At 73.2% G+C, this 14,654-nt stretch carries 12 protein-coding genes; 6 read left to right on the top strand and 6 right to left on the bottom strand.

The genetic code is table 11. The annotated features are described in order from the left end of the window. Positions 1-1,539, bottom strand: coding sequence for a hydantoinase/oxoprolinase N-terminal domain-containing protein (locus HNP84_RS27075; RefSeq protein ID WP_312925771.1), 1,539 nt, complete (start codon positions 1,537-1,539; stop codon positions 1-3). A 92-nt stretch (positions 1,540-1,631) separates the two neighbouring features. Beyond that, the gene (locus tag HNP84_RS27080; protein ID WP_185052739.1) at positions 1,632-2,705 is read right to left on the bottom strand and encodes an S-methyl thiohydantoin desulfurase family protein; all 1,074 of its coding nucleotides are present in this window, start codon (positions 2,703-2,705) and stop codon (positions 1,632-1,634) included. 216 nt (positions 2,706-2,921) lie between these two features. Here HNP84_RS27080 and HNP84_RS27085 point away from each other — a divergent pair, with 216 nt between their 5' ends. Further along, entirely contained in the window at positions 2,922-4,055 is a 1,134-nt protein-coding gene (locus tag HNP84_RS27085; protein WP_185052740.1) for an ABC transporter substrate-binding protein, read from the top strand. Positions 4,056-4,128: 73 nt separating this feature from the next. On the opposite strand, the gene HNP84_RS27090 is transcribed toward HNP84_RS27085, so the two are convergent. The 4 genes from HNP84_RS27090 to prcB all read right to left on the bottom strand — a co-directional run bounded on the left by HNP84_RS27090 (position 4,129) and on the right by prcB (position 8,958). Further along, a complete protein-coding gene (locus HNP84_RS27090) occupies positions 4,129-5,085 on the bottom strand; it encodes an FKBP-type peptidyl-prolyl cis-trans isomerase (RefSeq protein WP_185052741.1) in 957 nt (318 codons plus the stop codon). A gap of 693 nt (positions 5,086-5,778) precedes the next feature. Continuing rightward, the gene (pafA, locus tag HNP84_RS27095; protein ID WP_185052742.1) at positions 5,779-7,137 is read right to left on the bottom strand and encodes a Pup--protein ligase; all 1,359 of its coding nucleotides are present in this window, start codon (positions 7,135-7,137) and stop codon (positions 5,779-5,781) included. A gap of 107 nt (positions 7,138-7,244) precedes the next feature. After that, the gene (prcA, locus tag HNP84_RS27100; protein WP_185052922.1) at positions 7,245-8,075 is read right to left on the bottom strand and encodes a proteasome subunit alpha; all 831 of its coding nucleotides are present in this window, start codon (positions 8,073-8,075) and stop codon (positions 7,245-7,247) included. 34 nt (positions 8,076-8,109) lie between these two features. After that, on the bottom strand, positions 8,110-8,958 hold the full coding sequence (gene prcB, locus HNP84_RS27105) for a proteasome subunit beta (protein WP_185052743.1): 849 nt from the start codon (positions 8,956-8,958) through the stop codon (positions 8,110-8,112). Positions 8,959-9,179: 221 nt separating this feature from the next. Here prcB and HNP84_RS27110 point away from each other — a divergent pair, with 221 nt between their 5' ends. From HNP84_RS27110 to HNP84_RS27130, 5 genes are read left to right on the top strand one after another with little or no spacing between them, the layout of a single operon-like run. Beyond that, positions 9,180-10,574 (top strand): extracellular solute-binding protein, encoded by a 1,395-nt coding sequence (locus tag HNP84_RS27110; RefSeq protein WP_185052744.1) that lies wholly within the window; start codon positions 9,180-9,182, stop codon positions 10,572-10,574. Further along, positions 10,571-11,494, top strand: coding sequence for a carbohydrate ABC transporter permease (locus tag HNP84_RS27115; protein WP_185052745.1), 924 nt, complete (start codon positions 10,571-10,573; stop codon positions 11,492-11,494). The genes HNP84_RS27110 and HNP84_RS27115 overlap by 4 nt, the downstream gene beginning before the upstream one ends. Beyond that, positions 11,491-12,327, top strand: coding sequence for a carbohydrate ABC transporter permease (locus tag HNP84_RS27120; RefSeq protein ID WP_185052746.1), 837 nt, complete (start codon positions 11,491-11,493; stop codon positions 12,325-12,327). Before HNP84_RS27115 ends, HNP84_RS27120 begins: the two co-directional genes overlap by 4 nt. Then, entirely contained in the window at positions 12,324-13,445 is a 1,122-nt protein-coding gene (locus HNP84_RS27125) for an ABC transporter ATP-binding protein (protein ID WP_185052747.1), read from the top strand. The genes HNP84_RS27120 and HNP84_RS27125 overlap by 4 nt, the downstream gene beginning before the upstream one ends. After that, positions 13,442-14,653 (top strand): CehA/McbA family metallohydrolase, encoded by a 1,212-nt coding sequence (locus tag HNP84_RS27130; RefSeq protein ID WP_185052748.1) that lies wholly within the window; start codon positions 13,442-13,444, stop codon positions 14,651-14,653. Before HNP84_RS27125 ends, HNP84_RS27130 begins: the two co-directional genes overlap by 4 nt. Position 14,654: the final 1 nt, after the last annotated feature.

Genomic DNA, 14,654 nt, shown 5'->3' on the forward strand with positions numbered 1-14,654 from the left:
TCAGGCCGGCCGCGTCCTGAGCGGACCCGCCGCCTTGACGTGCACGCGCACGGCGGGCTCGGTCAGGTAGGCGAGCGGCACCTCGGCGAGGTCCACGATCTCCACCCGGCCGGGGTCGGCTCCGGCGGCGACGGCCCGGTCGGCCGCCTCCTGCCTGGCCCGCTCGATCGCGGCCCGACGGCCCGCGCCCGCGGGGGCGATGGTGTCGAACCTGCCGCTGGCGAGCGCGATCGCGGCGCCGACCGCGTTGGCGACGTCCGCGTGGGCGGGGCGTACGACCTCACTCGTCCCCGGCAGCGTATCGGGCAGAATGAACGCCCCGCCCCCGACCGCGATCAGCGGCCGGTCGGCGCGGCCGAGCGCGACCCGGTCCACGGCGTCGGCGACCATGGCGTCGGCCTCCCGCACCGCCCGCGCCAGCCGGGCGTCCCGGGCCACGGGGTGGGTGCCCACCGCGCCGCGCCCGGCGGCGACCGCGGCGTCGGTCATGGTGGCGGTGCTCCCGCCGAAGGCCAGCGCCTCGGCGGCGATGCGGTACCCGACCGAGCGCGGCCCGACCCGCGAGCCGTCCTCGCTCACCACGGTGCCGCCGCCCAGGGCGATGGCCAGGATGTCGGGCATGCGGAAGTTGGTGGTGACGCCGCCGATCTCGGCCGCCGCGGCCGACTCGCGGGGGAAGCCGCCGGCCAGCACGCCGAGGTCGGTGGACGTGCCGCCGACGTCGGCCACGATCGCGTCGGTGACGCCGGACAGGAACGCGGCGCCGCGCAGCGAGTTGGCCGGGCCGGAGCCGATGGTCAGCACCGGATAGCGGGCGGCGTACTCCACGGCCATGAGCGTGCCGTCGTTCTGCGCGAAGTAGGTCTCCACGCTCAGGCCGCGCTCGGCCAGGACGGCGCCGAGCGCGCCGGTGACGTCGCGGGCGACGGCGTACAGGGCGGCGTTGAGCACGGTGGCGTTCTCGCGCTCCAGCAGGCCGAGCGAGCCGATCTCGTGGCTGAGCGAGACCGGGACGCCCTCGCCCAGCTCCTCGCGGACGATCTCGGCGACCCGGCGCTCCTGCTCCTCCGAGGCCGGGCTGAACACGCCGGTGACCGCGACCGCGTCGGCGTTCGCCGCCGTCTCGGCGAGGAAGCGGCGCACGGCGGCGTCGTCGAGCGGCGCGATCGGGCCGCCGTCCACGAAGTTGCCGCCGCGTACGATCGCCGCGCCCGCCGACACGGCCTCGCGCAGGTCGTCCGGCCAGCCCTCCAGCGGCGGGATCGCGGTGGTGGCGGGCGCGCCCAGGCGCAGCACGGCGACCCGGCCGAGCCCGCGGCGCTCCAGGATCGCGTTGGTGGCGTGCGTGGTGCCCAGCATCACCCGCCCCACGGCCGCCGCCCGCTCGCCCAGCTCATCGAGCACCGCGGCCAGCGCCGCCCTGAGCCCCCCGGTGACGTCGGGGCTGGTGGGCCGCTTGGCCCTGGCCAGGATGCGGTCACCGTCGTCGAGCGCGACCGCGTCGGTGTTGGTCCCGCCCACGTCGATCCCGACGCGCACCGACGTCCCGTGTGCCGACGTACCGTGTGCCGACGTACCGTGTGCCGACGGCCCGTGCTCCGCACGCGCGGGCTCGGGCGCCTGAGCCCGGCTCATGCGATCTCCTCGACGGGGGTGTAGTCCAGGTCGTAGCCGAAGGCGCGCGGGCCGGCCGTCTCCAGGCCCCTGGGGGTGCGCCAGAGCGGGTCGCACGGCCAGGCGAGCACGGCCACGCGCTGGCCGTAGCGCAGGCCCTCGGTCTGCACGGCCGTGGCCGTCTGGGCGTCCACGACGGTGATCAGGTCGGGGACCATGGCCAGCGCCCGCCCGTCCTCGATCGCGACCAGGTTCTCGTTCTGGATCTCCAGGGTCAGCGTGCGGCCCTTGTCCTCCGCCACGCCCTCCACGGTGACGGTGCCGCGGGCGAAGCCGCCGGTCGTGCGCCGGTCCACGTCGGTCACCTTGCCGGCGACCAGGCGCTTGGCGCCGAGCGTACGCGCCAGCGCGCCGAGGGGGTCGCTCTCGTGCCGGGTGGCCCGGCCGATCTCGATGGCGCGGGAGACCGTGCCCTCGATGACCGCGCCGCGCGCCTGGGCGGCGGTCAGGACGTAGTCGGCCATGAGCGCGCTGGACCCCGCGGCGACGCACACGGCGCGGGCGATGCGCTCGGCCCACAGCCCGTCCACCGGGCGCATGCTGACCACGTTGCCCACCACGTCGGCCATGACCACGAGGTTCGCGGGGAGCCCGGCGACGTACATGGAGACCATCTGCACCTCGGGGAAGGCGCGGCCCATGGCGTCGGCGTCGAGCAGCGGCAGGCCGAGCCGGGCGGCCCAGGCGACCGGCATCACGCCGTTGCCGCCGCCGATCTCGCTGGACATGATCGCGCTGGGCGGCCGGCCGAAGATCCGCTCGATCTCGTCGCGGATCAGCAGGGGCTCCTCGGCCGACTGGATCATCTCGTGCCCCACGGTGGGCGCGCCGATGCCCGACAGCGGGACGACCAGCGCGTCCCCGGGCAGGTCGGCCAGCGTGATCAGCGGCACGTCACCGTGCTCGCGCACCGCGCGGCGCACCGCTATCGCACCGGTGCGCACGTCGCCGCCGCCTCCGGTGCCGAGCACCGCACAGCCGCGGGCCAGCGGCGCGATGTCCTCCTGTGTGATGAGACGGCTCCCCTGCATGCCCGAAGCATCGGCCACCGGCGACATCCCGCTCAATGTCCCGCCGCGACACGACCCGATAATCGGTTGTCCCCCGGCGACAACCTGGGCCGATCCACGGCGGACCCCTGGCTCGCGGCGGCAGGGACCGGACGGCTAGTCTGACAACGACTCGACCGGTGGAGCCGGTCCGATCACCGCCCCCCTCGGCCCGGCACCGCCCGAGGAGTGAGACAGATGAGGGGCACAGTCAGGCGCACCACGACGGCGGTGACGGCCACGGTGTTCGGCAGGGTGTTCAGCAAGGTGTCCGGCGCGGTGCCGGCCGTGATCCTGGCCGTGGTCCTGGTCGTGGCGCTGACCGCCTGCGGCCACGACCCCTCCGCCAAGGGCGGGCGGCTCACCGTCACCGCCTACACCGGGACGTGGGGCGAGCAGTTCCGCACGTCCATCGTGGCGCCCTTCGAGCGCGACACCGGCGCCAGGGTGGACCTGGTCCACGGTGCCGACGCCGAGTGGCTGACCAGGCTGCGCGCGGCCGGGGGCCGCAACCCGCCGTACGACGTGATCGCCTTCACCCCCGGCGCCTCCGGGCCCGCCGCCGCCACCGGCCTGCTCCAGCCGCTGGACATCGGCCGCCTGGAGCACTACAACCAGCTCGACGACATCCTGCTGGGCAAGGCCGCCCACGACGGCGAGCAGTACGGCGTGCCGCTCACCACCGGCTCCACCGGGCTGACGTACCGCCGCGACAAGGTCGCCCGGCCCGATGACTGGGACGACATCTTCGACGCCGAGTACTGCGGGCGCGTGGCGCTGCCGCCGCTGACGTACCAGCCGGGCCTGGACTTCTTCACGGCCCTGGTGGAGCAGGGCGGCGGCAGGCTGTCCGACCCGGCGGCGGTGGACCGGGCGTTCGAGCGGCTGAAGGGGCTCAGGGGCTGCGTGTCGTCCTTCCCCGAGGACGCGGGCGCCGTGGTGGCGGCGGTGCGCACCGGCACGGCCTGGATCGTGCCGTTCTGGGACGGGCGGGCCTTCGCCATGGAGGCGGCCGGCGTGCCGGTCGGGTTCAGCTACCCCGCCTCGGGCCCGGTGGGGGCGCTCACGTCGTACTTCATCGCCGAGGGGACGGCGAGGACCGACCTGGCGTACATGTTCCTGAACCACCTGAGCGCGGCGGAGACCCAGCGGCGGTTCGCCGAGAGCACCTGGTACGCCGCCGCGAACGACGACATCGAGTACAGCAGGGAGTTCGAGGAGCGGATCGCGCACGGCCCGGAGATCTTCGCCAGGTTCAAGTGGGTCGACTACGCCGTGGCCGCGCCGAAGCTGGAGGAGTGGCAGCGGCGGTGGGACCGGATCCTCCGCTGAGCGCGCGCGGGCCGCACGGGCCGCACGGGCCGCACCGGCGGCCCGCGCCGCGCTCCCCGAGCGGGCCGGCGGATCAGTAGGCGGCCAGCAGGTCCACCGCGAAGACCAGGGTGTCGGTGCCCTTGATCTGCTCGCCCTGGCCCTGCTCGCCGTAGCCCAGGTCCGGCGGGATGGTCAGCAGGACGCGGCTGCCGACGTTGCGGCCGACCAGGCCCTCGTCCCAGCCCTTGATCACCTTGCCGGTGCCGATCTGGAACAGCACCGGCTGGCCGCCCTTGCTCCAGCTGCTGTCGAACTCGACGTCGGTGCCCCAGATCTTGCCGACGTACTGCACCAGGACCGCCTGACCCTTCTTGATCTTCGGGCCGTCGCCCTGGATCACGGTCTCGGCGACCAGCTTCTTGGAGGCCTTCTCGTCGGTCTTGGTGGTCAGCTTGGGCGCCTGGTCGCCGCCGGGGTTCTCCAGTTTGATCCCCGGGACCTCGGCGTCCAGGGCCTTGCCGCTGGCGGCCCTGGCCTGCGGCGCGTCGATCACGTCCACGATGAAGACCTGAGCGATGGAGGTGTCGGTGCCCTGCTGCTTGGCCTGCTCGATCTGCTCCTTGGTGTAGCTGTCGGCGGCCACCACGGCGTAGAAGCGCCCGCCCGGCTTGGCGCCGACGAAGCCGTCCTGGACGACCTTGGGCAACTGGGTGCTGAGCGGTACCAGCTCGGGCGCGCCCGCGTCGTACGTCGAGCCGCCCAGGGCGTTGGTCTTGCCGTCCCACGTGTAGACGGTCAGGTTGGCGACAACGGAGTCGCCCATCTTCACCGGCGTGCCCGACCCCTCCTTGACGACCTTGAAACTGGAGGTCGCCGCGGGCTTGCCGGCGGGGAACTTCACGGTGGGCTTCTCACCGGTCTCGCCGGTGACGGTCAAAGCGGCCCCCGTGGTGGTGGCCGCGGCCCCGCCGGTGTCCTTGACGTCCGTGCCGCAGGCGGCGGCGAACAGCAATGGGACGGCGGCGAGTACGGCCAGGCGGCGTCGCATAGGGTATCCCTCGAACAGACATCAGGTTCGCGCAACCCTACCCGACACCCGCATACAGCCGAGTTAAGGCGGCGACGATCTTTTACAAAACCGCCGTCTTCCTTGCGAACGCTTCGAAGTACACCGGGCTCGGCCGTACCGAGGGCCGTGTCCTCGCTGGTCGCTGTGGTCGCTCTGGTCGCTAGCGTCGCTGGGGTCGCGCCGGTGCGCTCGTCGCTAGGGTCACGGCGGTCGCTCCGGTGCGCTTGGTCGCTCGGGTCACCCGGGTCGGGTGCGCTCGGTCACTTGGGTCGGCCCACTCCCACCACTCCCCGCCGGACACCACTCCCGCCCCGGCACCGGGGAGCAGCGTCCGCCTCACCGCTCTCCGCACTCCCGACGCGGCCTGACCCGGCGGTCGTGCCGGACACCGGCCGCCCCACCACCGGTCTCCCCCAGCGGGAGGGGCCGGGCGGCCCACATCTCGGCCCCATGCCCCCGCAGGCGGAGCCGGCATCGCGCTCATGACCGTGCTCCGCGCGCTCCGGCACCGGGGAGCGCGTCCGCCTCTTCCGGCTCGCGGCTCCCCGCGCTCCTCGCCCAGGTGTGGCGCGCACACCACCGTCACCGCGTCCTTCCGCCGGAACCGCCTGCCGGGCACCGGCCGCCGGATCTGCGGCCGGTGCGGGGCAGGCCCGTGCCGCAGGGCGTCGGTCACATGCCGGCGATGAGCTTGTCCACTCTCTCGTCCACCGCGCGGAACGGGTCCTTGCACAGCACCGTGCGCTGGGCCTGGTCGTTCAGCTTCAGGTGGACCCAGTCGACGGTGAAGTCGCGGCGCTTCTCCTGGGCGCGGCGGATGAACTCGCCGCGCAGGCGGGCCCTGGTGGTCTGCGGCGGCACCGACTTGGCCTCGAAGATCTTCAGGTCGGAGGCGACCCGCTCCACCGAGCCGCGCCGCTGCAGCAGGTAGTACAGCCCGCGGCGCCGGTGCACGTCGTGGTAGGCCAGGTCGAGCTGGGCCACGCGCGGCGAGGACAGCGGCAGGTCGTACTTCTTGCGGTAGCGCTCGATGAGCTGGTACTTGGTCACCCAGTCGATCTCGCGGGAGACCAGGTCGAGGTCGCCGGTCTCGACGGCGCGCAGGGTGCGCTCCCACAGCTCCAGCACCCGGTGGGCGATGTCGTCGCCGCCGCGCCGATCGACGAAGTCCTTGGCCTTGGACAGGTACTCCTGCTGGATCTCCAGCGAGGACGCCTCGCGCCCGTTGGCCAGGCGGACCCGGCGCCGGCCGGTGATGTCGTGGGAGACCTCGCGGATGGCCCGGATCGGGTTCTCCAGCGACAGGTCGCGCATCACGGTGCCGGCCTCGATCATGCGCAGCACGAGGTCGGTGGCGCCGACCTTGAGCAGCATCGTGGTCTCGCTCATGTTGGAGTCGCCCACGATGACGTGCAGGCGGCGGAACCGCTCGGCGTCAGCGTGGGGTTCGTCCCTGGTGTTGATGATGGGCCTGCTGCGGGTGGTGGCGCTGGAGACGCCCTCCCAGATGTGCTCGGCGCGCTGGGAGACGCAGTAGACCGCGCCGCGCGGCGTCTGCAGCACCTTGCCCGCGCCGCAGATGATCTGCCTGGTGACCAGGAACGGGATCAGCACGTCGGCGAGGCGGCCGAACTCGCCGTGGCGGCCGACGAGGTAGTTCTCGTGGCAGCCGTAGGAGTTGCCGGCGGAGTCGGTGTTGTTCTTGAACAGGTAGATGTCGCCTGCGATGCCCTCTTCGCGCAGCCGCTTCTCGGCGTCCACGAGCAGGCCCTCCAGGATGCGCTCCCCCGCCTTGTCGTGGGTGACGAGCTCCACGACGTTGTCACACTCGGGAGTGGCGTACTCGGGATGGCTGCCGACGTCCAGGTAGAGGCGCGCGCCGTTGCGCAGGAACACGTTGCTCGATCGGCCCCAGGACACGACCCGCCGGAACAGATACCGCGCCACCTCGTCGGGCGACAGCCTGCGCTGCCCCCGGAACGTGCAGGTGACGCCGTATTCGTTCTCCAGGCCGAAGATGCGACGATCCATCACCTCACACTAGTCCCCTCGCTCGCGTGGTGGGAGCCATCCATGGCCCGCGTTTCCGATGGCGCCCGCGCCCGCGGCATGCACGGGGGCGGGCGCCGGGCGTGGCGTCAGCCGCCCGAGCCCGTGTCGATGTCGCCCTCGGGCGCGGTCGGCGGCACGTCGGGCCCCGGCGCGGGCGGCGGGGCGGCCTGGGCGGGCGGCTCGGCCTGCCGCTCCTGCGCCTCGGGGGCCTCGGCGGCCTCGGGGGCGGCCGGGGTGCCCTCGGCGAGCAGGCGCTCCAGCCTGGCGCCGGTCAGCCGCAGGAACTTGCGGTGGGGCCGGTTGCGGTCGAGCACCGCGACCTCGAGCTGGGAGGTGGGCGGGCGCTCGCCGTCGGGCTCGGTCAGCGCGGTGACGCCGACCCGCAGCGCCTCGGCCAGGGACAGGCCCTCGCGGTAGTGCTCCTTCAGCCGCCCGGCGACGGCGTCGACCTGGCCGCCCAGCGCGACCGCGCCGTGCTCGTCGGTGACCGACCCGTCGAAGGTGAGCCGGTAGAGCTGGTCGGCGTCGCTGGTCTCGCCGACCTCGGCGACCACCAGCTCCACCTCGTACGGCTTGATCGAGTCGGTGAAGATCATGCCGAGGTTCTGCGCGTACAGGTTGGCCAGGCCGCGGGCCGTGACGTCGCCCCGGTCGTAGGTGTAGCCGTTGATGTCGGCGTAGCGGATACCGCCCAGGCGCAGCGCCTCGAACTCGTTGTAGCGGCCCACGGCGGCGAAGCCGATGCGGTCGTAGATCTCGCTGATCTTGTGCAGCGCCCGCGACGCGTTGTGCGCGACGAACAGGATGCCGTGCTCGTACTGCAGCACGACGGAGCTGCGGCCGCGCGCGATGCCCTTACGCGCGTAGTCGGCCTTGTCCCGCATCTGCTGCTCTGCGGGGACATATCCAAACGGCATGGACACCGGTGGCGTTCCTCTCCTCGTTAAGGTTTCAGCGCAGCGGGGCGACGGGCCCGTCGGGGTCGGTCATCCGGCCCTCCAGCATGCCCTGCACCAGCTCGGCGACCTCGTCGTCGGGCAGGCGGCGGAAGCCCTCGTCGGTGATGGTCGCGACGATCGGCCAGATCTTGCGCGTCACGTCGGGGCCGCCGGTGGCCGAGTCGTCGTCGGCGGCGTCGTAGAGCGCCTGCAGGCAGGCCAGCACGGTGTCGGCGGGCGAGGCGTTCTCACGGTAGAGCTTCTTCAGCGAGCCGCGCGCGAAGATCGAGCCGGAGCCGATGGCGTGGAACTGCTGCTGCTCGTACGGCCCGCCGCCGACGTCGTAGCCGAAGATGCGCCCGGCGTCGCGGTCGGGGTCGTAGGCGGCGAACAGCGGCACCACGACCAGCCCCTGCATGGCGTTGGGCAGGTTCTCCCTGATCATGGTGGCCAGGCGGTTGGCCTTGCCCTCGACCGAGAGCGTGCGGCCCTCGCGCTTCTCGTAGTGCTCCAGCTCCACGCGGTACAGCCGGGCCATCTCGATGCCGGTGCTCGCGGTGCCCGCGATGCCCATGCACGAGTAGTCGTCGGTGCGGTACACCTTCTCGACGTCACGCTGCGAGATCATGTTGCCGGAGGTCGCCCGCCGGTCACCGGCCATCACGACGCCGCCGGCGCACGTGGCGGCCACGATGGTCGTCGCGTGCGGGATCGCGTCGCCGATCGGCGTGGCGATGCCCTCGCGGCGTCCGGGCAGCAGATGCGGCGCGTAGGCCGTGAGGAACTCGGTGAACGACGAGCTACCGGTGTCCAGGAAAATGCTGTCCCTCAAGCCGGCGGGCAGGTCCCTGTGCGATGCCACGCGACTCCCTCCCAATCAGACGATCCGATAGGGCGACCCTACTCATCTTGGTCCGCTGCTTGCACTTCCCACGATCAGCTCAGGGCGAACCATTTCGCATGCCGTCCCATGATCTGACCGTTAAACCGCGCCAATCTTTACGCGTGAGATCGGGCGTGCGATTGTCGGTATGTCTGCACGTCCTGAATGTCCATGCCATTGCCTCCCCGAGGAGGTCGCACATGAGACTCCCCCGCCGACCTGCGACGACTCTCGCCCTGCTGGCCGCCGTGACCCTCGCGCTCACCTCCTGCGGCGCCGAGGAGGGCTCCGGCGACGGCGCGGTCACGCTGACGATCACCGCCAACGCCATCTCCGGCGGCAAGAACTCCGCGACCGCCGACTGGATCAAGAACTGGGTGATCCCGCGCTTCGAGGAGACGCAGAAGGCGGCCGGGCGCAACGTGCACGTGCTGTTCCAGCCCAACGGCGTGGACGACGAGCAGTACAAGACCAAGGTCGCGCTGGACCTGAAGTCCCGCGGCGGCGCAGACGTGATCGACCTGGACGGCATCTGGATCGGCGAGTTCGCCCAGGCGGGCTACCTCAAGCCGCTGACCGAGGTGGCCGGCGCGGCGGTGGACGCCTGGGAGGGCTGGGAGCAGATCCCGCAGGCGGTGCAGGGCCTGGGCGTCTTCGAGGGCAAGAAGTACGCCCTGCCGGTCGGCACCGACGGCCGGGTGCTCTACTACAACAAGGACCTGTTCCGCCGGGCCGGGCTGCCGCAGGACTGGCAGCCGGAGAGCTGGCGGGAGATCCTGGACGCGGGCACGGCCCTGAAGAGGCTGCCCGGCGTAACCCCGATCCAGATCAACGCCGGCACCGCGATGGGCGAGGCCACCACCATGCAGGGCGCGCTGCCGCTGCTGGCGGGCGCCGGCGCCGAGGTGTACTCCGGCGGCAGGTGGCTCGGCGGCTCGCAGGCGGTCCGGGACGTGCTCGGCTTCTACCGCCAGATCTACGGCGGCGGCCTGGGCGACCCCCGGTTGCAGCAGGAGGCCAAGGGACGCGACAAGTCCTTCGCCGAGTTCGCCGAGGGCAAGATCGGCATCCTGGCCGAGGGCGACTACTTCTGGCGCTCGGTGATCGCCCCCGAGGCCGGCGTGGCGCCGATGAAGGACCGCGACGCCAAGGTCGGCTACGCGCTCATCCCGGCCAGGGAGCCCGGGGCGGGCATCCGCGGCCAGGACTTCGTCAGCATGTCCGGCGGCTCGGCCCGGGTGCTGAACCCGTTCTCCGGCAACCCCGGCCCGGCCTGGGAGCTGCTGTCGTTCATGCACTCCGCCGAAGCGACCGAGGCGGAGCTGACGATGGCCGGCGAGGCGCGGATCACCGCGCGCGCCGACGTCAACGACAAGATGCTCGCCGGCGACCCGATGCTGTCGTTCGTCTCGGAGAAGGTGCTGCCGCTGACGGCGTACCGGCCGCCGCTGGCGGTCTACCCGCAGGTGTCGGCCGCGCTGCAGGAGGCGACCGCGGACGTGGTGGCGGGCCGGACTCCGGAGGAGGCCGCGGCGGCGTACCAGGAGAAGGTGATCCGGATCGCCGGCGGCCCGGACAAGGTCGCGGGCCAGTGACGAGTGATCCGTCCGGGCTGGGCCGGGGCGGGGCGGCGGCGCTCGTCCTGCCGGCGCTGGTGCTCATCGGGGTGTTCCTGGTGTTCCCGGCGCTGTGGACGATCTACCTGGGGCTGACCGACTACCGGCTGACCGGGCTCGCGGCGGCCGATCCCCAGGTGGTCGGCCCGGCGAACTACCTGGACGCGCTGGGCGACGAGCGCTTCCTCGGCTCGACCTGGCTGAGCGTGCAGTACGTGCTCGGCTCGGCGGTGATCGGGCAGGCGTGCCTGGGCTTCGCCATCGCGTGGCTGGTGCGCGACCGGCGCGGGCCGCTGCGCCGGGTCGTCGAGGGCGTGGTGCTGCTGTCGTGGATCCTGCCCGGCTCGGTGGTGGCGTACCTGTGGATCGCGCTGCTGGACCGCGACGGCGGCACGCTGAACGCGCTGCTGAACACCCCCGGCGCGGCCTGGCTGCTGGACCACCCGATGCTCTCGCTCGTGGTGTTCAACACCTGGCGGGGTACCGCCTTTTCGATGATGCTCTACGCCGCCGCGCTGGAGAGCGTGCCGCCCTCCCACCTGGAGACGGCGCGGCTCGCGGGCGCCTCGGCCTTCCAGCAGCTCCGCGACGTGGTGCTGCCGCGCATCCGCGGCCACGTGCTGACCAACCTGCTGCTGATCAGCCTGTGGACGTTCAACGACTTCACGCCGTTCCTGATCACCGCGGGCGGGCCGGAGGGCGCCTCGGAGACGCTGCCGGTGTACGTCTACATCGTGGCGCTGCGCGACGGCGAGCTGGGCGTGGGCGCGGCGGTGTCGTTCCTGATCCTGGCGGTCAACCTGGTGTTCGCGCTGGTGTACCTGCGGCTGCTGCGCGCCCGTGGCCGCGACGCCGACGTGCCGGCCCCCGCCCGCGCCGCGACGAGGACGGCGGCATGAGCGGCGGGCGCGCGCACGCCGGCCACATGGTGCGCCGGATCGGGGTCTTCGCGTTCTTCTCGGTGGTGCTGGCCTTCTTCTCGCTGCCCATGCTCTGGCTGGCCACCGCGCCGTTCGACGCGAACCCCTCGATCACCGTGTCGGTGCCGGAGTTCACCCTGGCCAACTTCCGCGCGATCCTGGACAACCCGTACGCGCTGGGCTCCCTCGGCAACTCGGTGCTCCAGGCGGGCGGCGCGGCCCTGGTGGTGGTGACGCTGGCCGCGACGGCGGCGTACGCGCTGTCGCGGGTGCGGGTGCCCGGCCGCGACGCCCTGCTGTACGTCCTGCTGCTGCTGTCCTCGATCGTGACCGGCACCGCCGCGATGGTGCCGATCTTCGAGCTGGCCACCCGGCTGAACCTGATCGACACCCATCTGGGGGTGATCCTGACCGTCTCCGGCGGGCTGCTCCCGGCGGCGATCTTCATCCTGAAGGACTTCATGGACGCCACGCCCACGTCGTACGAGGAGTCGGCCCGGGTGTTCGGGGCCGGGCCGGTGCAGATCCTGCTGCACGTGGCGGTGCCGCTGGTACGCCCCGGGCTGGCCACGATCGCGGTGTGGGCGGTGGCCAACGTGTGGGGCGGCTTCCTGCTGCAGTTCATCCTGATCCGCGACCCGCAGCGCGCCCCCGGCTCGGTCGTCCTGTACACGCTCTACACCGAGGGCGGCCAGCCCGACCTGTCCCTGCTCTCGGCATTCTCGCTGCTGTACTCGCTGCCGGTGGTGCTGATGTACCTGTTCGTCAGCACCAGGTACGGCTTCCGCTTCCACGGAGGGATCAAACGGTGATCTCCCTGCACGGCCTGACCAAGGAGTTCCCCGGCGGGGTCCGCGCGATCGACGCACTGGACCTGGAGATCGCCGACGGGGAGTTCTTCGCCCTGCTCGGCCCGTCCGGCTGCGGCAAGACGACGCTGCTGCGCACGATCGCGGGCCTGGAGACCCCGACGCGGGGGCGGGTGGCGATCGGCGGGGTGGACGTGACGGCGACCCCGCCGGGCCGCAGGGACGTCGCCATGGTCTTCCAGGACTACGCCCTGTTCCCGCACATGGACGTCACCGACAACATCGCCTACCCGCTGCGGATCAGGAAGGTGCCGCGGGCCGAGCGCCGGGCCAGGGCCGCCGAGACGGCCGCCCGGCTCAGCCTGGCCGAGCTGCTGGCGCGCCGCCCGGGGCAGCTCTCCGGCGGGCAGCAGCAGCGCGTCGCGCTGGCCCGCGCCATCGCCTGCCACCCGCGGGCGTTCCTGTTCGACGAGCCCCTGTCCAACCTGGACGCCCGGCTCCGCCTGGAGGCGCGCACGTTCCTCAAACGGCTGCAGCGCGACCTGGCCGTCACCACCGTGTTCGTCACCCACGACCAGGGCGAGGCCCTGGCGCTGGCCGACCGGGTCGCGGTCATGTCGGGCGGCAGGATCATGCAGGTGGGCACGCCCGCGGAGGTGTTCCAGCGGCCCGCGAGCACCTTCGTGGCCTCCTTCATCGGGTCCACGCCGATGAACCTGCTGCCCGGCGAGGTACGCGGGGGCGGGCTGCGGGTGGCGGGCGCGCGGCTCCCCCTGCCGCAGGAGGCCGCCGGCCTGCCCGAGGGCGCCGGCGTCGTCTACGGCGTCCGCCCCGAGTACGTGGACCTGTCGCCGGCCCCGCGTCCCGGCGCCTTCGCCGGGCGGGTGGCCGTACTGGAGAACCTGGGCACCGCGCACCTCGTCACCCTGGAGGTGCCCGCCGAGGACGGCGAGCCCCCCGCCGGCTCCGAGCCCGGCGGCGCCACCGTGCAGGCGGTGGTCCCGGAGGGCGGGGAGCCGGCGCTGGGCGAGGCCGTGTGGGCCGCCCCGAGGCACGAGCGCGCCCTCGTCTACCACGACGACGTGCTCCTCACCCGCGCCCCGGACAGGGCGGCCCGATGACCGTGCTGCGCGGCCGGTGGACCCTGGAGGACCGGGTGGGCGACCCGGTGCGGGAGGTGGCCTTCGAGGTGCCGCCGGGCACCGCGGCGATCACCGTGCGGCTGTCGTACGACCGGGCGGCGGGCGTGCTGGACCTGGGCTGCGCCGGGCCGGAGGGCTTTCGCGGATGGTCGGGCGGGGCGCGGGAGGAGTACACGATCGCGCCGGGCTGGGCCACCCCCGGGTACCTGCCCGGCCCGGTGGAGCCGGGGGTGTGGCAGGTGCTTCTCGGGCTGTACCGGGTGCCGCGCGACGGGCTGGAGTACCGGATCGAGGTGACGGCGCACCGGGAGCCGCCGCCTCCCCCGGAGCCGCCGCCACCGCCGCCCGCCGGGGAGCGCCCGGCCGCGGCCCGGCGGCGCGGGCTGCCCGCGCTGGACGGGCTCACCTGGGCCGTGGGCGACCCGCACGCGCACTCCGTGCACTCCGACGGCGCCCTCACCGTGCCCGAGCTGGCCGCGCTCGCCCGCGAGCAAGGGCTGGACTTCCTGGCCGTCACCGACCACAACACGGTCAGCCACCACGCCGAGCTGCCCGCCGCCGGCCGCGCCGCCGGGATCACCCTCGTCCCGGGCCAGGAGGTCACCACCGACCTCGGCCACGCCAACGCCTTCAGCGACATCGGCTGGATCGACTTCCGGCTGCCGGCGCGGGAGTGGGTGCGCGAGACCGAGCGCCGGGGCGGGCTGCTGTCGGTCAACCACCCGGTCGCGGCGGACTGCGCGTGGCGGCACCCCCTGCCGGTGCGGCCCCGGCTGGCGGAGGTGTGGCACTGGAGCTGGTGGGACCGCACCTGGGGCGCGCCCCTGGCCTGGGCCGCCGCCTGGTCGCCGGAGGTGGTGCTGCTCGGCGGCGGCGACTTCCACCACTCCGGCGAGGGCCACCCGCCCGGCGCCCCGGCGACCTGGGTGCTCACCGCCGACCCCGGCGACCCGGACGGGATCCTGGCGGGCATACGGGCGGGCCGCACGGCCGTAAGCGCCGGCCCGGACGGGCCGCTGCTGCTGCGGCACGGCGAGGACTTCCTGATCCTGGACGGCGACGGGCTCGTGCTGTGGGGCCCCGGCCACCGCACGGTCGTCCGCGGCGACAGGGTGCGGCTGCCCGCCCGGCCGGGCCCGCACCGGCTGGAGACCGAACGCAACGAGGTGATGGCGCTGTGCACGTGAG

Origin of the sequence: Thermocatellispora tengchongensis (assembly GCF_014202315.1) — a bacterium.
Classification (GTDB): Bacteria; Actinomycetota; Actinomycetes; order Streptosporangiales; family Streptosporangiaceae; genus Thermocatellispora; species Thermocatellispora tengchongensis.